Source organism: Bacillus sp. LJBV19 (assembly GCF_017797845.1).
GTDB classification, from domain to species: Bacteria; Bacillota; Bacilli; order Bacillales; family Bacillaceae; genus Bacillus; species Bacillus velezensis.
On record NZ_CP072563.1, the window covers coordinates 694,432 to 713,353 of the forward strand.

The window sequence follows — 18,922 nt, forward strand, 5'->3', positions numbered from 1 at the left end:
AGTGTTAATAATGGATCGGATACTCTTAAGTAGGATGATGAGATAATGAAACGTGCACGCATAATATACAATCCGACTTCAGGACGGGAGCTTTTTAAGAAAAATCTTGCCCAGGTCCTGCAAAAATTTGAACAAGCCGGTTATGAAACCTCCACCCATGCCACCACATGCGCGGGGGATGCCACCCACGCTGCAAAAGAAGCCGCTTTGCGGGAGTTTGACCTGATTATCGCTGCCGGCGGAGACGGAACGATTAATGAAGTCGTCAACGGCCTTGCGCCGTTAGACACACGCCCGACACTCGGCATCATTCCGGTCGGCACGACAAATGACTTCGCCAGAGCGCTGGGCATTCCGAGAGAGAATATACTGAATGCCGCTGATACCGTCATTAACGGCGTGGCCCGCCCGATCGACATCGGACAGGTGAACGGTCAGTATTTTATCAACATCGCCGGCGGAGGCCGTCTGACGGAGCTGACGTATGATGTGCCGAGCAAACTGAAAACGATGCTCGGCCAGCTTGCTTATTATTTAAAGGGAATGGAAATGCTGCCTTCACTTCGACCGACAGAAGTCGAGATTGAATATGACGGCAAGCTGTTTCAAGGCGAAATTATGCTGTTTTTAGTGACGCTGACCAACTCGGTCGGCGGATTCGAGAAACTGGCCCCTGATTCCAGCCTGAATGACGGCATGTTTGATTTGATTATTTTGAAAAAAGCCAATCTCGCGGAGTTTATCAGAGTCGCGAGCATGGCGCTCAGAGGCGATCATATTAACGATCAGCACATTATTTACACAAAAGCGAACCGTGTGAAAGTCAATGTATCAGAAAAGATGCAGCTGAACCTGGACGGCGAGTACGGCGGCATGCTGCCGGGCGAATTCGTGAACCTGTACCGGCATATTCACGTTATCATGCCGAAGGAGAAAGCGGAACAGCTGGATGATTAATACGCGGACAAAATCCTAAAACAGTATTCGTTTTAGGATTTTGTCATCTTTTCAGCGTGATCGGAAACCTTTGAAGGCTGACATTGAATTTGAAGGTTTGCCAGCACGCTGAAACAAGGTTATTGGTAAAACTAGAGGTGATTATAGATGAAAATGAAACCCCCGATAGAAAAAAATGAATACTATGATGTGACATTTGAGGATTTGACGCACGAAGGAGCGGGCGTCGCAAAGGTTCAGGGCTTCCCGATCTTCGTGCCGAACGCCCTGCCTGAGGAAAAAGCGCAAATCAAAGTGACACGCGTCAAAAAAGGCTTCGCTTTCGGCCGCTTAATCGAGCTGAAGGAAGAAAGCCCGCACAGAACGGATGCCCCGTGCCCAATCTACAAACAATGCGGCGGCTGCCAGCTTCAGCACATGACCTATGAAGGCCAGCTTTTGTTTAAACAGAAACAAGTCAAAGACGTCTTAGAACGAATCGGCAAGCTGGACCTCTCAAAAGTCACCGTGCACCCGACGCTCGGCATGGAAGACCCGTGGAACTACAGAAACAAAGCGCAGGTGCCGGTAGGAGAAAGAGAAGGCGGACTCGTCGCCGGATTTTATCAGCAAAGAAGCCATGACATCATCGACATGAGCGCCTGCCTGATCCAGCAATCCAAAAATGACGAAGCCGTCCAAGCCGTCAAAGACATCTGCGCAGCATACGGTGTCAAAGCCTATAACGAAGAACGCCATAAAGGCTGGCTCCGCCACATTATGGTCAGATACGGCGTCGTCACAGGCGAAATGATGATCGTCTTCATCACAAGAACAAACGACTTCCCGCACAAAGCGAAGATCATCGAAGACATTACGGCGCAATTCCCGCACGTGAAATCCATCGTGCAGAACATCAATCCAAACAAAACAAACGTCATCTTTGGGAACGAAACAAACGTCATCTGGGGCGAAGAATACATCTACGACCTCATCGGAGACGTCAAATTCGCCATCTCCGCCAGATCGTTCTATCAGGTCAACCCGGAACAGACAAAAGTGCTCTACGACAAAGCGCTTGAGTACGCGGAGCTGCAAGGGGAAGAAACCGTCATCGACGCCTACTGCGGCATCGGAACGATTTCTCTATTTCTGGCAAAGCAGGCGAAAAAAGTGTACGGCGTTGAAATCGTGCCGGAAGCAATTGAGGATGCGAAACGCAACGCTGAGCTGAACGGCATCACAAACGCGGAATTCGCAGTCGGAGAAGCGGAAACAGTCATTCCGAAATGGTATGAAGAAGGCATCACGGCCGACACCCTCGTCGTCGACCCGCCAAGAAAAGGCTGTGACGAAGCCCTCCTGCGGACAATCATCGACATGAAACCGAAGCGGGTGGTGTACGTATCCTGCAATCCAGGAACGCTTGCAAGAGACCTGCGGGTGCTTGAGGATGGCGGGTATCAGACGCTGGAAGTGCAGCCAGTGGATATGTTCCCGCATACGAATCATGTGGAGTGTGTGGCTGTGCTGGAATTAAGAGAAGGCAACTAACCCTTAGGGATGGTTGCCTTTTTTTAATCCAAACTTTTTTGCATTCAGGACGAACTCTTGACATGAGAAGAGTACCAGAAGATGTTTGGTTAACGCCTATAATATAGCTTTCTATACATTTCTTTATTAATATTCACTCTAGAGGGGCAGCTTTTTTAATACACTTTCATATCTTGTTTTTTCTACTTACTAATCATTACTTTTTCTAAATAACTCTTAAGAAATACATTATCTATCCTATCTGGAATGTAACCCAGACGTTTATTTAATATATTCTCTATGATATACATTTTCTTTGTGTAATATTGGTAATTCTCCGTTGCGATTTGAACACTTTCTGATTCATTTCCTTTTTCTGATTCAAGTCGAGATTTATATAGCTGATCATACTTCTGTTTGCGTATTTTTCTTGAGAGCCGCAGTAAATGAAATAATTCAATTGTTGGCAGAGTCATTAGTTCTGGTGTAGACTTATCCAAATCTAATTCAGAAGTATGCTCACGATATTCTATGATTTCACGTTTGCCATCTCTCTGAACATTATGTATGTACATTAAGCAAAAACTACAGTAATACTGATTATCCTTTTGAATTGAAGTTGCACAATAAGGGCATGTTTCCATTACGTTCTCCTTTCTGAATGTTCTAAGATAATATGTATTTCGGTTACAAACAGGAATTTTAAATAGTATTAGAGATTCTTAACCAATAAAAACCCTTTTTATGATAAAGGGTTTATTGATTACAGCATGTATAAATTTCATGCAAAATCAATAGTGATCCCCATCTATAGAAAATCCACCGATCCTAAACCCAATAACAAAACGCGAAAATAACAAATTATATCGTTATAATCAAGATAATTATTTTTAAAAAGATAATAAAGTTGGATAAAAATGAGGAAAATCCTGGCGGGAATGACGATATAAAGTTAGTGAACAACGGTATAGAATTTTACTTTTCGAGGTGAACAGAATGGGAGAAGAACAAGACATTATAACAGTAACGGATCTGCGTAAAAAATATGGATCATTTGAAGCAGTGAAAGGGGTATCCTTTTCTGTCAAACGCGGCGAGCTGTTTGCATTTCTGGGAACGAACGGTGCAGGGAAATCGACCACTATCGATATTCTCTGTACGCTGATTAAAAAGACATCCGGAAAAGTGGTAATAGACGGTTATACGCTGGGTGAAGGAAAAGAGAATAATCATATCCGCAAAAAGATCGGAGTTGTCTTCCAAGAGAGCATTTTGGATGAACGATTGACCGTTTATGAAAATATCATGAACCGCGGACAATATTATCATTTAAGCAAGGCACAAGTGCAAGAGAACTATCAGTTTGTAACAGACTATTTAAAATTGGATGATATTAAGGAGAAAAAATACAGCGATTTGTCAGGCGGACAAAGAAGAAGAGCTGATATTGCCCGTGCCATCATCCATAAACCGACTATATTATTTTTAGATGAGCCTACTACAGGTCTTGATCCGCAAACGAGAGTATTTGTTTGGAATGCGATTAAAAGGCTGCAGGAAGAAACAAACATGACGATCTTTTTAACGACCCATTACATGGAGGAGGCCGCTGTGGCTGATAACGTTGTGGTCATCAAAGAAGGACGTCTGATCGCAGAGGGTACACCGAGTCAGCTGAAAGATCAATATGCGTTTGACAGTCTGCATATGATGTTTAAGCAAGGCGTTGATCCGACGGCATGGTTTGAAAATAAACAACTGGATTTTACGGTTAAAAACTCTATTTATTCCCTTCGTGTAGAGTCCACTCTCCAAGCGTATGACATTTTGAAAGGTCTTGAAGGAAAAATCGAATCTTTCGAGGTGATTAAAGGGAATATGGATGATGTGTTTATCCATATTATCGAAGAACAAGGAAGCAGTTTGCCAGTAAAGGGGAGCATTGCATAAATGAAGTCTTTATCCAGTTTAATCAGCAGAAATATAAAAATATACTTCCGTGATCGAACGCTTTTGCTTCTTTCTTTGCTGTCAGTATTTATCGTCATTCTGTTATATGCCGTGTTCTTACAGCAGACACAGCTGGACGCCATTAAGGCCCTGGTCGGTTCGACAGATGATTCCAAAGCAATGGTGAACGAATGGATGGTGGCGGGATTGCTGTCCATTACAGCTGTGACAACGACTTTAGGCGCTTTCGGAATTATGGTGAAAGATAAAGAAAGCAAGAGAACGTATGACTTTTTAACAGCTCCTTTATCAAGGGCGACCATCCAATTGAGCTATGTCATTCATTCATTTGTCATCGGCTTGATCTTTTCTTTCATCGCCTTTTTAGGCTGTGAAATTTTTCTCGTTTCAACAGGCAGCAAGCTTTTAAGCGGTACAGATATACTTGAAGTATTGGGGATCATTATTCTTTCAGTTGCACTCTCAAGTTCCATAAATTTATTTTTAACGCTGTTTATTCACACACAAAATGCATTTTCGACGTTAAGTACGATTGTCGGAACAGCCATCGGTTTTTTATGCGGAGTATATGTGCCGATCGGCGGCGTACCGGTGTTTGTGCAGAAGATTATTATGTACTTCCCTATCAGCCATACCGCCGTTCTGTTCAGAAAAGCGTTTATGACAGACTCAGTTGATAAAGTATTTAAACATGCCTCTGCGGACCAAATACAGGAATATGAAAAGCATTACGGGATCGTCTACAAGTTAAACGGCCATTTTATCAGTACGGCAGCAAGCTTGTGGATCATTGTCATTACAGCCATCATATTTACCGTCATATCTATTTTCATATTTAAAAAACAAAATAAATGACTTCTTCAGACGATACATAACGATGTAACAGGCAGCATCCGTTTACTGGATGCTGTCTGTTTTGTTTATCATTATTCTTTTTGTGCTCAGCTCGTAATTCCTCAAAAAGTTCACGGATTTCTCTTAAAAAAGTGTTGAAGATATCTTTACTTACACTGTATCGGACTGGTATATTTTGCGAATAAATCAGCTGATGTTTTTCTGGTGTCTTGAAGTGAAAGAGAACCATGGTAGAGTCATCTAATACTTCTGCATAAAGATATATTTTTGTCCATTCACAAGGTATGATGTCATTTAATTTTTCACCAATAATGTGGTACAAATCTTGCATTTGCTTAGTTTCCAACTTTTTCACCTTCAATTGTCGAGAAATCCTAGTTATAAAAAATAGCCCAGCAAAGAAGGGCTGGGCCATTATTGATTTATAGACCGAAGTAGTTTATTATAAATTCTTTGTCGTCCTCATCTTCAGGCAAAATCCCCAAGTTTTGATATTCCCATACCACTTGCCGTTGTGTTCCGTTTAAGTCTGAGGCGATGACATCGGTGTAATCGTAGTCAATTGAGAATTTACCGCTTCGTTCGAGATGTAAAGTGAGGTTTGTCCATAAGTCTTCATTGTTTGTTTTAAATTCATCCCGTAACTCTTCAAGGTAATCATGCAACTCATATAGAAGTTCGTCATATATATCTTCATCAACATTAAAATGTTCAGGAATATCGTGTGAATATATATATTCCTGATTTTGTGGAGTAGTAAAGAAGAAGTAAACTTCTGAAGAATCATCTAAAATTTCGGCATAAAGAGCAACCTTCTCCCACTCAGAGGGGATAATATCATTTATTTGCTCAGCGATTTTTTGATATAGTACTCCCATCTTTTCAGTTTCCACAATATCAGAATCCTTTTTAATTTTTTATATGTTTAGATACTCTTCTATGAATTTTCTATCTTCCTCATCAGCTGGCAGTATGCCGAGATTTTGATATTTCCAAACATCTCGTCTTTGAAGGTCATCAAGTTCAGAGGATAAAACATCATCATAATTATAATCAATTGAAAACTTTCCGGTGTTTTCTAATTTTAAAGTGAGATTTGTCCAAATATCTTGATTGCCTAGTTTAAATTCTTCTTTTAGTTCTTCAAAAAGCTCTTGAAGTTCAATTAGCAGTTGATCGTAAATCTCTTCACTCACATCAAAGTGTTCAGGTATATAATGAGAAAATGAATAATCACTGTTATTTGGTGTTGTAAAATAAAAGTATATATCCGCTGAGTCCTCAAGTATTTCAGCATATAAAACGATCTTTTCCCAATTGAGATGGAATCATTTCATTTAGATGTTCAGCAATCTTTTGATATAGTTCACCCATTTTTTGAGTTTCCATTGATGATCCTCTACCTTTGAATTGTTGATGGCATTATTTAATATTTAGATAATCCTTAACAAATTCTTTGTCCTCTTCGTCTTCAGGGAAAATCCCCAAGTTATTGAACTCCCAAATCATTTGTCTTTCGTATTCGTCCAAATCAGATTCAATAACATCTTCATAATCATAATTAATTGAGAACGTTCCAGTGCTTTCAAGCTTCAGGGTCAAATTTGTCCATGCTTCGGGATTATTTTCTTTAAATTCATTGTGTAACTGTTTAAATAACTCTTGAAGATCTAATAATAGTTCTGTATAAATTTTTTTACTGACCTGAAATTGTTCTGGAATGTCGTGAGAGTATATATATTCATCGTTTTCTGGTGTTTGAAAGAAAAAATACACTTCTCTGGAGCCGTCTAATATTTCTGCATAAAGAACAACTTTGCTCCATTCGGAAGGAATTATTTTTCCTATGGCATCAGTTATTTTTAGATAAGCTTTTCCTAACATCATTATCCCAACTTTATTAAATTGGATTTTCAGGATATTCTTCTGAATATTTTTTTATTAATTTTTGTAATGATGGATCCATAGGTTCTTCCCCTAAATATTTAAATTTCCAGATGATAAGCTGATCACTGAAACTATAATCTGTCTTAAACCAATCTGTATAATCAAAGTTGACAGTTAATTTTCCTGATCGTTCTAGGCTAAGAGTGAAGGAGTAAAAGAATTCTTGATCATGATCTTTGAAAACATCTCTCATTTTTTCGCTTAGTTTAAATAATTCCATCTCATTCTGATCGAATTCATTTTCGTCAATATCAAATTCAAAAGGAATTTCAAGACTGTACTTAAAATGAATAGGTTCATTTTGAGAATTATAAAAAAAGTAAGTGCCTCCGCCTGTCTCTGAAACCTGAGCATAGAACAAAAATTTCTCCCATGGTTCTGGTATCATTTCGTTAACGGTTTCAGCTATGCTTCTATATAATGCATTTAATTCATTTTCCAACAAGAATCAGCCTCCAGCATTATAATTGGTAATTTGTAAGGATCATTTGTATCAAAAAAACCCCCCAATAAAGGAGGGGGAATTTTAATTTTGAGAATTTAGATACTGTTCTAAAAAGGATTTTAAAGGTTTACTCTTAGGATAAATTCCTACATTTTTATAAGTCCAGATTGTTTGTCTTTGAGAGATGGTATATGGAGATTGAATAACGTCTTCATAATTATAATCTATCGAGAATTCTCCGCTTATCGCCAGATTAAGTGTTAAATTAGTCCATATATCTTGATTGTTTTCTTTAAATTCATCTCGTAATTCCTCGAATAAGTCATGCAAGTCAAATAACAGCCCCTCATAAATCTCCTCACTGACATGGAAATGCTCAGGAATGTTATGAGAATAGATAAAATCTTCACTATGTGGAGTATTGAAATAAAAGAAAACCTCAGATGAATCGTCGAGAATTTCAGCATAAAGAATAACTTTTTTCCATTCAGAAGGAATGATTTCGTTAATGCCTTCTGCTATCTGTTGATATAGATCACCCATTTTTTTTGTCTCCATATTAACCTCCGACCTGGTTTTTAATTCTCATAAGTTTAGGTTCTTGATCACCAATTTTATATTTCACCCTAAAAGCAGTGGGTCTTAATGAATCTCCTTTATACAATGCGTTGATTTCAACTGATACTTTTTGAGGAGGGTCTGCTTGTAAAGCCGCTGCCCAATCCTGCTCCATTTTATACCATTTCCCGCCGCTCCTATTAATCTGAGAATTCATCGGCACGATGTTGTCGAATTGGCCTGAGCCTTTGAATTGAGTGGCGATTAGGTGGCCTCCGTCGTCATCTGTCAGACGGTCTGGTTTACCTGCTTTTGATTGTGCATATTGGTTTCGTTTTGCTTCTCCCAGCTGTAAGTCTGCTTTGACACTTGTAATTCTACCATAGTTGTCAGTGGTGTACGTGTAGCCTTCTTTTGTTTTATAGATGACATTCGGCTTCAATACTTTCTTCCTGGTCCATTTTGCGTAGTGCTCGCCGTATTTGACGGTTACCGGCGGTACATGCGGTGCCGGAGTTCGTCTTCCGCTTGATGACGTTCCGTATGGTTTCGGAAGGATGACCTTGGCGAATTTTTGTAGTCCCTCTTTAAGTGTGACCCCGTTGACTGCGTTGTAAGGAACGCCTGCCGGCACTAAATCGTGACGGGGATGATAGGGGAGAATATCCGCAAGTGTGAGATCTCCGATTTGATTTAACTTGGTTTTGACGTGTTTTTTTGATACTTCCATGCTTGTGTTTACTTTTTGTTTGATGTGATCAACGGTTTGTTTTGAGACCGTTATGGCTTTTTGGGCTGTTGCTGTTTTGCTTGCTGCTGTTTTGACTTTGGTTGTCACTTTGGCGGCTGTGCCTGTTTTTGAGACGGCGCCGACGCCTTTTGTGCCGACGACTGATGTCACAACGGTGCCCACTGCATATGACACCCATCTTGCTCTGGAGTAGGTGTCGCCATTCACCATGTCTTTTTGGTACGATTCTTCGATTGCCGCTGAAATGGCTTCATACGTTTTGATCGGGTGAGCCACCGCTCCTGTAATGGCTTCAACCGTTCCGCCCGGATCTGTGACCATATCCCACAGGCCTGTGACCGCGTCTTTTCCGGAATCATAAAGGCCGACGGCAACGCCTTTGAAACCGTCTGTAAGTTCACGCGTGTTTTCAATTTGAGTGAAGTAGCGCTGCTGTTCTTTTGTCAGGTTTTTATAGCCGATCGTTTTGGCCATTGAGTAGAATTCATCGGCATTCGCATAATCGTAGTTTTTCAGTCTTTCTTTCAGTTTTTCAATCTCTCGTTCTTTCGCTTCTTCCTTTTTAATCGTCAAATAAGCATCCGAATGTCTTGCAATCTCGCCTTTCTTCTTATGGATGTCGCTTTCACGGTACGCTTTGGCGTTGTAGTGAAGCGGCGTGGCGCTTTTTCCTTTGCCTGTGGCGTTTTGGAGCTGCTGAAAGTCGGCCTGGATGAACTGTTCGTTTGCTTCGGTTTCTGCGTATTCTTTCGTTAGATCGTGGTCAAGCTTGCCGAGCTTATGTATTGTTGCGCTTCTTTTTTTGTCAGCTGAAGAAAGCTTTTGATCTGTGCTTTCGGTTGAAAACAATTCGAGCGAGATGATGTCTTCGATCTCACCGAGGATGGAGTGCATGTCTTTTTTCTGCGCTTCCATAATCGCCTTTGATTTACTGAGGGCATGGGTGAGCTCGTGCTCCAGAAATGATTCCTCCACATGCGAATTGGAAAGTCCGGCGTCTTCGACCTTACCGGGAAGGCTTGTGAGAAATGCGATTTTCATGTCGATCAGATCAAGCCAGCTGTCTGTGACGCCGGCGTGGTCCTTGAAAAAAGCTTTAATGTTATTTGCGCCCCGGCCTGAGAAATCATTGTCACCAAGGTCAGCCATACCTTGAAACGCTTTTTTCAGATTGACCATCTGGCCGCGCAGTTTTTTGTATTCACCCGCGCGCTGTTTGGCAGCGGCGAGGAGGGTGGTTGCTTCGAAAACTTTCATGACCATATCCTTTCTTTTGTTCGATATCAAAATTTTACCACGTGAGTCAGGATATACAGTGTAGGAAATAGGTAATAAGAATAAAATGAATCTTTTGGCTTGCGACTTCCTTCCTGTATGAAGGGAGGCTTTTTATGTTTTGTATAATAACCCTCAAATTCGGCTTACTGCGCTCCGGTGATTTTAAGCGTGCCTGTTTTTTCTAATGTCTTACACTCGAAACAACCCAACCGCTGAGGTATAATAGAAGCAGAGTATTTATCATACAGATTCAATTCGTGAAAGAGAGTGGAACAAAATGGGCCGTAAGTGGAACAATATTAAAGAAAAGAAAGCATCGAAGGACGCAAATACGAGCCGGATTTACGCGAAGTTCGGCCGTGAGATTTATGTGGCGGCAAAACAGGGCGAGCCAGATCCGGAATCGAACCAGGCGTTAAAAGTGGTGCTTGAGCGCGCGAAGACGTACAGTGTGCCGAAAAATATTATTGAGCGTGCGATTGAAAAGGCGAAAGGCGGCGCGGAGGAGAACTTTGACGAGCTGCGTTACGAAGGTTTCGGGCCGAACGGTTCAATGATCATCGTTGATGCGTTAACGAATAATGTAAACCGCACGGCGCCTGAAGTGCGCGCCGCATTCGGGAAAAACGGCGGAAATATGGGTGTGAGCGGGTCTGTCGCTTACATGTTCGATGCGACCGCCGTTATCGGCGTTGAAGGCAAGACGGCGGATGAAGCGCTGGAATTGCTGATGGAAGCTGATGTGGACGTGCGCGATATTTTAGAAGAGGATGACAGTGTTATCGTGTATGCCGAGCCTGACCAATTCCATGCCGTGCAGGAGGCATTCAAAAATGCCGGCGTTGAAGAGTTCACGGTTGCCGAGCTGACGATGCTTGCGCAAAATGAAGTCGAGCTTCCGGAAGATGCGAAAGCTCAATTTGAAAAGCTGATCGATGTGCTGGAAGATCTGGAAGACGTACAGCAGGTTTATCACAATGTAGATTTAGGCGAATAAAGACAAACAGGCCGGGGCGGCATAAGTTCCGGCCTTTTTATTTTGCTTATGCGGTCGGCCTGTATCGTATATCTCCGTAAGCAATTATTGATTATTTCGCCAAAACTGGGCGGATGCCCATACGTTTCCTTCCGGATGTCATAAACTGGACTGTAACCTATGTGAAGGAGCGATAAATCATGAATGAAAGAAGACCGATTTACGGCGGAGGCTTTGGCGGCGGCTATGGAGGCTTCGGAGGCTACCCGGGGTACGGTTTTGGCGGCCACGGAGGCTTCGGTGGATATCCGGGATACGGTTTTGGCGGCCACGGAGGCTTCGGAGGATACCCGGGATACGGTTTTGGCGGTTACGGCGGTTTTGGCGGCTACGGCGGCTACGGAGGCTTCGGGGGATATCCGGGGTACGGTTTTGGCGGCTATGGCGGAGGCTACGGCGGCTACCCGTTCCATCATCATCATCGGGACAGCCAATATATCTGACCATTCGGGAAAAAGCACTCTTGGAACAGCAGGAGTGCTCTTCTCATGTTCTTGCAGCTGTGTTACGATTGGAGCAAAATCATCAAGTACATAAGGCTTTCTGTAAATCATGAGCAAGCTCACAAACCTTTTCTTTCTGTTGTTTATAAACTGAAAAGCATGATCTGTAAAAATCTCTTTATCGGGAGGTTTTACATGTGAGAAGTGAAGACGAAATGATGAAATTGATTCTTGATATTGCGATGAAGGACGAGAGAATCCGTCTTGTCACTTTAGAGGGATCAAGAACCAATAAAAATGTACCGAGAGACAAATTTCAAGACTATGATATTTCTTATTTTGTGACCGATATGGACTCCTTCACATCTGACGACAGCTGGCTGGATCAGTTTGGCGAAAGAATGATGATGCAAAAACCTGAAGATATGGAACTTTTCCCTCCGGAACTCGGAGACTGGTTCTCCTATCTAATGCTATTTAAAGATCATCATAAAATCGACTTAACTTTGATCCCTCTGAGTCAAACAGAGGATTATTTTACACAGAGTGATGGTTTGGCGGAAATAGTATTAGACAAGGATGACCGAATCAACCGTAAGATTATTGCGAGTGATGAACAATATCATATAAAGAAACCGACCCCCAGAGAGTTTGATGATTGCTGTAATGAATTTTGGATGGTTTCAACCTATGTGATTAAAGGATTAATGCGTAAAGAAATACTGTTTGCGCTGGATCATATGAATGACATTCTAAGGCCTAATGTTTTGCGTATGATTGCGTGGAATATCGGGATAGAGAATCAGTTTTCATTAAGTGTAGGGAAGAATTATAAGTATATTCAACATTACATGAATGCGAAAGATTGGGAAATCCTGCTGAATACTTATGTCGGCAATACTTATGAAAGCGTGTGGAAGGCATTGTTTGACTGCCAGGGTCTCTTCAGAGCATATTCAAAGTCAGTGGCTGTTTTATTGAGATATGAATATCCTGAATATGATCAACAAATTACGGAATATACATTGAAACATTATCAGCGCTTTCAATCAGATTTTTCATTATGATTTTTTTACTTCAAATTCCAGATGAGTTACATTGAGTCCGTTTTTAACGGGCTTTTTTATTTTCTTACAGGGCATAAATGCCGATACGGATTCATACCTATTAAGGTCATGTGTTTAGGAAAGGAGGATCGTAATGAAAGAAAATCATCCGTTTACACCGGTCAAATCCTATAAACCCTTCCACAGCCGGTTTGATCCCTGCCCGCCGATCGGGAGAAAATACTACAGAACGCCGCCGCATCTTTATATGCGGTTTCAGCCGTATCACTTGGAGCAGTTTTCTCCGATGGAGGCATTGAGAAAAGGGACCCTTTGGAAGGATCTTTACGATTTCTATGATAATCCTTATCGGGGGGGAATCGAATATGGCGAAAAAGATTGATGATGAATATTATCGGCTGCTGGAACAAATCCAGGCGGCGGACTTTGTCTTGGTGGAGCTGACGCTTTATCTGGATACGCATCCCCATGACCGTCTCGCGCTTCAGCAGTTTCATGAATATTCCCGGTACTCAAGACAGCTGAGAAAGCGGTTTGAACCTGAGTACGGACCGCTTCTGCAATTCGGCGTGAGTCAGGTCGGCGCTCAATGGGACTGGGGCCGCGGTCCTTGGCCATGGCAAGTATAAGGAGGGATCTGTAAATGTGGGTATATGAAAAAAAGCTGCAGTATCCGGTTAAAGTGAGTACATGCAACCCGATGCTGGCTAAGTTTCTCATTGAACAATACGGCGGGGCGGACGGCGAATTGGCCGCAGCGCTCCGGTACTTAAACCAGCGCTACACGATTCCTGACAAGGTGATCGGCCTGCTGACGGATATCGGCACGGAGGAGTTTGCGCATTTAGAAATGATTGCGACGATGATTTATAAGCTGACAAAAGACGCGACCCCGGAGCAGCTGCGTGATGCAGGGCTCAGTGATCATTACGTCAACCATGACAGCGCGCTGTTTTATCACAATGCGGCCGGAGTTCCGTTCACAGCGTCTTACATACAGGCGAAGGGAGATCCGATCGCTGATTTATATGAGGATATTGCGGCTGAAGAAAAGGCGAGAGCGACGTATCAATGGATTATTGATATTTCCGATGACCCTGACCTGAATGATTCACTCCGTTTTCTGCGTGAGCGTGAAATCGTCCACTCTATGCGTTTCAGGGAAGCGGTTGAGATTTTAAAAGAAGAACGTGATAAGAAGAAAATTTTTTAAACGGCCCTCAAACATGACGGCTGTTTTTTTCCTTTCAGCGTTTGGTCTATAATAAAGGTGTCGAATATTCTGATTACAGGAGGCTTTTATGACACCATTTACGATCACGGAGGAGAAGGCGGGGGCATTCCGGGTCACCCCCGCCCGGAAGGATGATGAAAAAGAGGTCATGGATCTGCTCGTGCAAGCGGCAGAATGGCTTCGCGATAAAGGGTCGAACCAGTGGAGCGGCCTTCTGCAAGGGGAAGATACCCACAATATGCGGGAGGCGATCGCCAAAGGGTATGTTTTTTTATTCAGGCAGAATGAAGAGCTGGCCGGCGTCGTCATGCTGCTTCCCGAAGCAAGCGGGTGGGACAGACGTCTTTGGGGCGATGAAGGACATGAGGAGTCCGTATATCTCCACCGGCTGGCGATTAAAAGGCAGTTTGCAGGGGCGGGGCTCGGCCGGACAATCATGACTTGGGCGGAGACGGGTGTGTCTTGTCCGGGAAAAACGAAAATCCGGCTCGATTGCGTGTCCGAAAACAAGGCGCTTCAGTCGTTTTACAGCGGAATGGGGTACGAATCAAAAGGACTCGCGCCGGGTTATCATTTGTTTGAAAAAAAGATGAGCAAATAAAAAGCTCCTCATGACGGAGGTGCAAAAGACATGGGGTTTTTTTATCTGATCTGTCTGGCCGCATTTTGTCTTAACTTTGCCGTATCGGCTGTGCTCCGTAAGAAATGGCCGAAAAAGATGTGGCCTGAGTGCCTTTTGGCGGTGCTGGGCCTGACTGCTTTCGGTACGGTTGTTTACAGCATTTTCGGTGTCGGCGGCTGGGAAGGAATGGGCTTGGGGCTTGCCGCGATGTTTGCGGGTTCCGGAGCGGCCGCCGGTTATGCCGCTGAGGTGTGTTTACGGGTCGTCAGATCGAATCAAAAACAGTAAGCAGAAGTGAAAAAACGCGGCCTCGGCTGCGTTTTTTTGTGTGTTGCCGGCAGCTGTATAGAAAACAGGCGAATGTCCATAATGGTAATGACTTTTAAGAAGAAGGTGCGAATATGGGACATTTACTTACAGTGGCTTGGGAGTTAGTATGCGGTTTGGGTATTTTATTTGTGATTTTAAAATTGCTTGGAAAAACTCAATTCTCGCAAATTACGCCGTTTGATTTTATTTCTGCGCTCATCCTCGGCGAACTGGTCGGAAATGCGGTGTATGATAAAAACGTCAGGATTATTGAAATCATTTTTGCTTCCCTGTTATGGGGGGTTTTAATTTATCTCATCGAACTGATTACGCAGAAAGTAAAAAGCACCAGAAAGCTGTTGGAAGGCGAGCCGAGTATTATCATACATAAAGGAAAACTGAAATATGATGTGCTGAAAAAGAATAAGCTGGACATTAATCAATTGCAAAGCCTTCTCAGACAGGCGAATTGCTTTTCCATACAGGAAGCGGAGTACGCGATTTTAGAAACAAACGGGATGGTCAGCGTCCTGCCGAAATTTCAATATGATACGACGAAAAACGGCGACATGCAAATAAAGCCGAAGCAGGTCTCTTTGCCGGTCACGCTGATTATTGACGGAGAAGTGCTGTATGAAAATCTGAAAGAAGCCGGGCTGGAAGAAAAGCAGCTGAATCAGGAGCTGAAAAAGCTGAACATCAAAAAAACGGAGGACGTGCTGTATGCGGAATGGAAGCCCGATAAACCGCTGTTTGTCCTGCCGTATGAGGAGAAAAAATAAAAAGAGCATTGCCCTGGGGCAAATGCTCTTTATTATTTTTCGTGTACGCCTGTTTTAACGGCTCTGACATGATACATACCGACATCCGTCCCAAGCATATAATCAGGTTTCGGCTTGCCTTGGTTTGCTTTATGGGCCGCGATGTGGTCTTCGCTTTTTTCCCATTGTTTCCAATGGTCTTCTGACTCCCAGCGGATTAATACGACGACTTCTTCATCACCGCGGCGGACTTTTTTTTCCAGGACCGTTACGTCTATCAAACCTTCCTGCTTTTCAATCACGCCTTCTGAACTGAAGCGTTCGATTACTTTGTCGGCATGTCCTTCTTTTACGGTCATTTTTCTGATTTGCACGAACATCTGGCATCTCTCCAATCATTTCTACGCTTTATCCAACATTTTAAATGAAAATGATTCTCAAAGTCAATTAAGATGCCTGACGGATTACGATTTCAGGAGAAAGACATGACCATCCTCATCTTTAAATTGCACGAAGCTGCCCCATTCCATTTGTTTCGGTTCATCTAAAAAGGTGATGCCGTTCTTTTTCATCTGTTCGTATGCGGCAAAGACATCTTCACACTCAAATACGATAGAAGCCTTCATATGCTCGGCGCCTTTCATCATCGATTTCGGATAAATAACCAAATGAGTGGCGGCTCCTTTGGGCGCTACCTCAAGCCAGAAGGCGCCCGGGCCCATCGGATGCTCGGCGACGGTTTCAAACCCCGCTTTTTCCGTCCAGAATGTTTTCGCTTTTTGCTGATCATCAGTGTATACGGCGACTGTCGCGATTTTTTTGATCATCATACTGACCTCCTGTTTCATTTCTTTTATAGTGTATCCTCCTGCCGAAAAAAGCAATCAAAAGCTTTAATGTGCAGGTTTTTTTAATTTCTCTAGTGCGATCGGCGATTCCGATTTATAATTTAGACAAAAGTACATATTCTTGAAAGAGGAGACGGCAGTGAACAAAGACCAGTTACTTCATGATTATATTATTACACATTCGGCAGAGCTGACGGAAAAATGGCTCAAGCTGAGACGGAAGCTGAGAGGGCGTTTTTATTCTGCGGATCAATTAAGTGAGGAAATGAAACGGCTGCTGATCGAGCAGCATACCTTTACAAACACGGTCATCGCAAGCGCTTTTTTGGAAGACCCGGCCGTTTTTCAGCATAACAAAGAAAAATGGGCCGCACAGGTAGCGAAAAGCAGAGTGGAGCAGGACGCGGAGGTTCATGAGGTCGTTGAGGCGATCGGCAATTCAAGAACCGTCTTTTGGGAGGCGGTCACCCGTTTTATGGATGAGCATCAGGACATCGTAACAAACGAGGATGCCCGCCGCTGGAATCACCTTGTCAACAGCTCGTTTGATCAGCTGATGACGGATTTTACTGAACAGTTTCAGACATTAATGATCGCAAGGCTGTCATCTCAGCAGGAGCTTATTTCCGAATTGAGCTGTCCGGTTATTTTGATCGCGGATACGATCGGCACTCTGCCGCTCATCGGATCGATTGATACGAGACGGGCGCGCGTGATTTTGGAGACGGTGCCGGAAAACTGTGTCGCCAAACGGATCACAAACCTTGTGATTGATCTGTCCGGTGTGCCCATTGTCGATACGATGGTGGCGCAGCAATTGTATATGCTGTCGAAAACGTTATTTCTCCTCGGCATCAGAACCGTGTTTTCCGGCATTCGGCCTGATGTGGCACAGACTTCTATCCAATTAGGGCTTGATTTTTCAGAGTATCAAACTTACGGCTCCCTGGAGCAGGCGCTCGCCAGCATGGGTGTCACATGTGTGATCGAGGAAGCAAAAGCATAGAAAAAAGGTGCTCCGTCCAGAGGCGGGGCGCTTTTTTTGTCAGCGGAAAACAATTTAAATAGTCTAAAACTTAGTTGACAGCTAGGGATAGTTTGAATTATTCTTATACACATCGAACCGGCACAAATAGCTGATCGTACACAAACGAAAGCTGGCCGTTCTGCCCAAATCTGATACCGGTATAATTGCCCATCAGTCAACTGAAGGCATATTATTTCCCTTTTTTGAAAGGGGATAATATGCCTTTTTTTATGCGGAAAAAGAGAGGAGAAATCAGGCACATGAAAAAAACAGCGGCATTTTTAGTATTGATCTTATTGGCGGGGGCGCTGTCAGCCTGTCAATCTGAGTCCGGCAGCGCGTCAGCAGACGGAAAGACCGTTCAGCTGCTGAATGTATCGTATGATCCGACACGGGAGCTGTATAAAGAGTATAATCAGGCCTTTTCTTCCTATTGGAAAAAGAAAACGGGTCAAGATGTAACCGTTCAGCAGTCGCACGGAGGTTCGGGGAAGCAGGCCAGATCCGTAATAGACGGACTTGACGCTGATGTCGTAACGCTTGCTTTAGGTTATGACATTGATTCGATAGCAGAAAAAGCGCGACTCATTGATCAAAACTGGCAGTCACGTCTGCCGGATCAATCAACTCCTTACACGTCAACCATCGTATTCTTAGTCAGAAAAGGGAATCCGAAACACATTACTGATTGGGCTGACTTGGTGAAAAAGGACGTTTCGGTCATTACGCCCAATCCGAAAACATCGGGCGGAGCCAGATGGAACTATTTAGCAGCATGGGCATATGCGGATAAAACGTATCATCATGACGACACGAAAATCAAACAGTTTATGAAAGACCTCTACGGCAATGTGGAAGTGCTTGATTCAGGGGCGCGCGGAGCCACGACCAGTTTTACAGAAAGAGGGATGGGGGATGTGCTGATCGCCTGGGAAAATGAGGCCTATCTCACACTGAAGGAATTCGGCAAGGAGAAATTTGAGATTGTCAATCCTTCAATCAGTATCCTGGCTGAGCCTCCTGTCTCTGTCGTCGACAAAACCGCGGATAAAAAAGGAACAAAAAAAGCGGCTGAAGCATATTTATCCTATCTCTACAGCAAAAAAGGGCAGGAGATCGCCGCGAAGAATTTTTACCGGCCCCGCGATAAAGAGGTTCTGAAAACGTATGAAAAACAATTCCCGAAGATTAAAACGGTGACGGTCGAAAAGGAATTCGGCGGCTGGAAAAAAGCGCAGGTAACTCATTTCAATGACGGCGGAACCTTTGACAGCATCTATGAGAAATAGAAAGAGGAAACG

23 protein-coding genes and 2 pseudogenes are annotated in these 18,922 nt (G+C 43.2%); 15 read left to right on the forward strand and 10 right to left on the reverse strand.

Translation table 11 applies throughout. The features are described from left to right. Window positions 1–45: 45 nt before the first annotated feature. Both J6600_RS03505 and rlmD read left to right on the forward strand, forming a co-directional pair. Window positions 46–957, forward strand: a complete 912-nt coding sequence (locus J6600_RS03505; RefSeq protein WP_014417122.1) for a diacylglycerol kinase — start codon at window positions 46–48, stop codon at window positions 955–957. Window positions 958–1,104: 147 nt separating this feature from the next. Then, window positions 1,105–2,490, forward strand: coding sequence for a 23S rRNA (uracil(1939)-C(5))-methyltransferase RlmD (rlmD, locus tag J6600_RS03510; protein WP_209387970.1), 1,386 nt, complete (start codon window positions 1,105–1,107; stop codon window positions 2,488–2,490). A 182-nt stretch (window positions 2,491–2,672) separates the two neighbouring features. Here the strand turns inward: rlmD and J6600_RS03515 are convergent, their stop codons facing one another. Next, window positions 2,673–3,113, reverse strand: a complete 441-nt coding sequence (locus tag J6600_RS03515; RefSeq protein WP_209387971.1) for a hypothetical protein — start codon at window positions 3,111–3,113, stop codon at window positions 2,673–2,675. 352 nt (window positions 3,114–3,465) lie between these two features. Between J6600_RS03515 and J6600_RS03520 the strand changes: the two genes are divergently transcribed. Further along, window positions 3,466–4,419: an ABC transporter ATP-binding protein gene (locus J6600_RS03520; protein WP_129091706.1), complete on the forward strand. Its 954-nt coding sequence runs from the start codon at window positions 3,466–3,468 to the stop codon at window positions 4,417–4,419. Further along, complete coding sequence (locus J6600_RS03525; protein ID WP_007609910.1) at window positions 4,420–5,295, forward strand: ABC transporter permease; 876 nt, start codon at window positions 4,420–4,422, stop codon at window positions 5,293–5,295. It begins immediately after the preceding gene. Between the two features lie 67 nt (window positions 5,296–5,362). Here the strand turns inward: J6600_RS03525 and J6600_RS03530 are convergent. The 7 genes and pseudogenes from J6600_RS03530 to J6600_RS03560 form a co-directional block, all read right to left on the reverse strand. Then, window positions 5,363–5,641 (reverse strand): annotated as a pseudogene (locus J6600_RS03530) (TIGR01741 family protein); the annotation flags it as partial. Window positions 5,642–5,717: 76 nt separating this feature from the next. Further along, a complete protein-coding gene (locus J6600_RS03535) occupies window positions 5,718–6,188 on the reverse strand; it encodes an antitoxin YezG family protein (RefSeq protein ID WP_209387973.1) in 471 nt (156 codons plus the stop codon). Between the two features lie 24 nt (window positions 6,189–6,212). Beyond that, window positions 6,213–6,684 (reverse strand): annotated as a pseudogene (locus tag J6600_RS03540) (immunity protein YezG family protein). Between the two features lie 33 nt (window positions 6,685–6,717). Further along, the gene (locus J6600_RS03545; protein ID WP_209388320.1) at window positions 6,718–7,179 is read right to left on the reverse strand and encodes an antitoxin YezG family protein; all 462 of its coding nucleotides are present in this window, start codon (window positions 7,177–7,179) and stop codon (window positions 6,718–6,720) included. 16 nt (window positions 7,180–7,195) lie between these two features. Continuing rightward, window positions 7,196–7,684, reverse strand: coding sequence for an immunity protein YezG family protein (locus J6600_RS03550; protein WP_063637039.1), 489 nt, complete (start codon window positions 7,682–7,684; stop codon window positions 7,196–7,198). Window positions 7,685–7,768: 84 nt separating this feature from the next. After that, window positions 7,769–8,245 (reverse strand): antitoxin YezG family protein, encoded by a 477-nt coding sequence (locus J6600_RS03555; protein WP_032872498.1) that lies wholly within the window; start codon window positions 8,243–8,245, stop codon window positions 7,769–7,771. Window position 8,246: 1 nt separating this feature from the next. Next, the gene (locus J6600_RS03560) at window positions 8,247–10,253 is read right to left on the reverse strand and encodes a T7SS effector LXG polymorphic toxin (RefSeq protein ID WP_209387974.1); all 2,007 of its coding nucleotides are present in this window, start codon (window positions 10,251–10,253) and stop codon (window positions 8,247–8,249) included. A 298-nt stretch (window positions 10,254–10,551) separates the two neighbouring features. Here J6600_RS03560 and J6600_RS03565 point away from each other — a divergent pair, with 298 nt between their 5' ends. The 9 genes from J6600_RS03565 to J6600_RS03605 all read left to right on the forward strand — a co-directional run bounded on the left by J6600_RS03565 (window position 10,552) and on the right by J6600_RS03605 (window position 15,767). Beyond that, the gene (locus J6600_RS03565; RefSeq protein ID WP_003155709.1) at window positions 10,552–11,271 is read left to right on the forward strand and encodes a YebC/PmpR family DNA-binding transcriptional regulator; all 720 of its coding nucleotides are present in this window, start codon (window positions 10,552–10,554) and stop codon (window positions 11,269–11,271) included. Between the two features lie 179 nt (window positions 11,272–11,450). After that, window positions 11,451–11,753, forward strand: coding sequence for a hypothetical protein (locus J6600_RS19780; protein WP_209388371.1), 303 nt, complete (start codon window positions 11,451–11,453; stop codon window positions 11,751–11,753). A 197-nt stretch (window positions 11,754–11,950) separates the two neighbouring features. Further along, complete coding sequence (ant(6), locus tag J6600_RS03575; protein ID WP_209387975.1) at window positions 11,951–12,820, forward strand: aminoglycoside 6-adenylyltransferase; 870 nt, start codon at window positions 11,951–11,953, stop codon at window positions 12,818–12,820. 133 nt (window positions 12,821–12,953) lie between these two features. Further along, the gene (cotJA, locus tag J6600_RS03580) at window positions 12,954–13,202 is read left to right on the forward strand and encodes a spore coat-associated protein CotJA (protein WP_209387976.1); all 249 of its coding nucleotides are present in this window, start codon (window positions 12,954–12,956) and stop codon (window positions 13,200–13,202) included. After that, a complete protein-coding gene (gene cotJB / locus J6600_RS03585; protein ID WP_007408934.1) occupies window positions 13,186–13,449 on the forward strand; it encodes a spore coat protein CotJB in 264 nt (87 codons plus the stop codon). The genes cotJA and cotJB overlap by 17 nt, the downstream gene beginning before the upstream one ends. A 14-nt stretch (window positions 13,450–13,463) precedes the next feature. Continuing rightward, window positions 13,464–14,033, forward strand: a complete 570-nt coding sequence (cotJC, locus tag J6600_RS03590) for a spore coat protein CotJC (RefSeq protein WP_003155700.1) — start codon at window positions 13,464–13,466, stop codon at window positions 14,031–14,033. An 88-nt stretch (window positions 14,034–14,121) separates the two neighbouring features. Then, window positions 14,122–14,655 carry a GNAT family N-acetyltransferase gene (locus J6600_RS03595; RefSeq protein WP_095061184.1) on the forward strand — a complete coding sequence of 178 codons (534 nt, stop codon included), beginning with the start codon at window positions 14,122–14,124 and terminating at the stop codon, window positions 14,653–14,655. Between the two features lie 30 nt (window positions 14,656–14,685). Beyond that, the gene (locus tag J6600_RS03600) at window positions 14,686–14,964 is read left to right on the forward strand and encodes a YesK-like family protein (protein ID WP_017419062.1); all 279 of its coding nucleotides are present in this window, start codon (window positions 14,686–14,688) and stop codon (window positions 14,962–14,964) included. Between the two features lie 113 nt (window positions 14,965–15,077). Then, window positions 15,078–15,767, forward strand: coding sequence for a YetF domain-containing protein (locus J6600_RS03605; RefSeq protein ID WP_017419063.1), 690 nt, complete (start codon window positions 15,078–15,080; stop codon window positions 15,765–15,767). A gap of 32 nt (window positions 15,768–15,799) precedes the next feature. Here J6600_RS03605 and hmoA read toward each other — a convergent pair whose 3' ends face one another. After that, window positions 15,800–16,126: a heme-degrading oxygenase HmoA gene (hmoA, locus tag J6600_RS03610; RefSeq protein WP_003155696.1), complete on the reverse strand. Its 327-nt coding sequence runs from the start codon at window positions 16,124–16,126 to the stop codon at window positions 15,800–15,802. 84 nt (window positions 16,127–16,210) lie between these two features. After that, window positions 16,211–16,573, reverse strand: a complete 363-nt coding sequence (locus J6600_RS03615; protein WP_007408938.1) for a VOC family protein — start codon at window positions 16,571–16,573, stop codon at window positions 16,211–16,213. Between the two features lie 160 nt (window positions 16,574–16,733). Between J6600_RS03615 and J6600_RS03620 the strand changes: the two genes are divergently transcribed. Both J6600_RS03620 and J6600_RS03625 read left to right on the forward strand, forming a co-directional pair. Continuing rightward, window positions 16,734–17,600 carry an STAS domain-containing protein gene (locus J6600_RS03620; protein WP_014417142.1) on the forward strand — a complete coding sequence of 289 codons (867 nt, stop codon included), beginning with the start codon at window positions 16,734–16,736 and terminating at the stop codon, window positions 17,598–17,600. Between the two features lie 281 nt (window positions 17,601–17,881). Further along, window positions 17,882–18,910 carry a sulfate ABC transporter substrate-binding protein gene (locus J6600_RS03625; RefSeq protein WP_209387977.1) on the forward strand — a complete coding sequence of 343 codons (1,029 nt, stop codon included), beginning with the start codon at window positions 17,882–17,884 and terminating at the stop codon, window positions 18,908–18,910. Window positions 18,911–18,922: the final 12 nt, after the last annotated feature.

What these genes read in the sequence shown, in the direction of transcription:
- J6600_RS03505 (WP_014417122.1), top strand. Translation starts at nt 46, where the DNA reads ATGAAACGTGCACGCATAATATACAATCCGACTTCAGGACGGGAGCTT.
- rlmD (WP_209387970.1), top strand. Translation starts at nt 1,105, where the DNA reads ATGAAAATGAAACCCCCGATAGAAAAAAATGAATACTATGATGTGACA.
- J6600_RS03515 (WP_209387971.1), bottom strand. Translation starts at nt 3,113, where the DNA reads ATGGAAACATGCCCTTATTGTGCAACTTCAATTCAAAAGGATAATCAG.
- J6600_RS03520 (WP_129091706.1), top strand. Translation starts at nt 3,466, where the DNA reads ATGGGAGAAGAACAAGACATTATAACAGTAACGGATCTGCGTAAAAAA.
- J6600_RS03525 (WP_007609910.1), top strand. Translation starts at nt 4,420, where the DNA reads ATGAAGTCTTTATCCAGTTTAATCAGCAGAAATATAAAAATATACTTC.
- J6600_RS03545 (WP_209388320.1), bottom strand. Translation starts at nt 7,179, where the DNA reads ATGTTAGGAAAAGCTTATCTAAAAATAACTGATGCCATAGGAAAAATA.
- J6600_RS03555 (WP_032872498.1), bottom strand. Translation starts at nt 8,245, where the DNA reads ATGGAGACAAAAAAAATGGGTGATCTATATCAACAGATAGCAGAAGGC.
- J6600_RS03560 (WP_209387974.1), bottom strand. Translation starts at nt 10,253, where the DNA reads ATGAAAGTTTTCGAAGCAACCACCCTCCTCGCCGCTGCCAAACAGCGC.
- J6600_RS03565 (WP_003155709.1), top strand. Translation starts at nt 10,552, where the DNA reads ATGGGCCGTAAGTGGAACAATATTAAAGAAAAGAAAGCATCGAAGGAC.
- J6600_RS19780 (WP_209388371.1), top strand. Translation starts at nt 11,451, where the DNA reads ATGAATGAAAGAAGACCGATTTACGGCGGAGGCTTTGGCGGCGGCTAT.
- cotJA (WP_209387976.1), top strand. Translation starts at nt 12,954, where the DNA reads ATGAAAGAAAATCATCCGTTTACACCGGTCAAATCCTATAAACCCTTC.
- cotJB (WP_007408934.1), top strand. Translation starts at nt 13,186, where the DNA reads ATGGCGAAAAAGATTGATGATGAATATTATCGGCTGCTGGAACAAATC.
- cotJC (WP_003155700.1), top strand. Translation starts at nt 13,464, where the DNA reads ATGTGGGTATATGAAAAAAAGCTGCAGTATCCGGTTAAAGTGAGTACA.
- J6600_RS03595 (WP_095061184.1), top strand. Translation starts at nt 14,122, where the DNA reads ATGACACCATTTACGATCACGGAGGAGAAGGCGGGGGCATTCCGGGTC.
- J6600_RS03600 (WP_017419062.1), top strand. Translation starts at nt 14,686, where the DNA reads ATGGGGTTTTTTTATCTGATCTGTCTGGCCGCATTTTGTCTTAACTTT.
- J6600_RS03605 (WP_017419063.1), top strand. Translation starts at nt 15,078, where the DNA reads ATGGGACATTTACTTACAGTGGCTTGGGAGTTAGTATGCGGTTTGGGT.
- hmoA (WP_003155696.1), bottom strand. Translation starts at nt 16,126, where the DNA reads ATGTTCGTGCAAATCAGAAAAATGACCGTAAAAGAAGGACATGCCGAC.
- J6600_RS03615 (WP_007408938.1), bottom strand. Translation starts at nt 16,573, where the DNA reads ATGATCAAAAAAATCGCGACAGTCGCCGTATACACTGATGATCAGCAA.
- J6600_RS03625 (WP_209387977.1), top strand. Translation starts at nt 17,882, where the DNA reads ATGAAAAAAACAGCGGCATTTTTAGTATTGATCTTATTGGCGGGGGCG.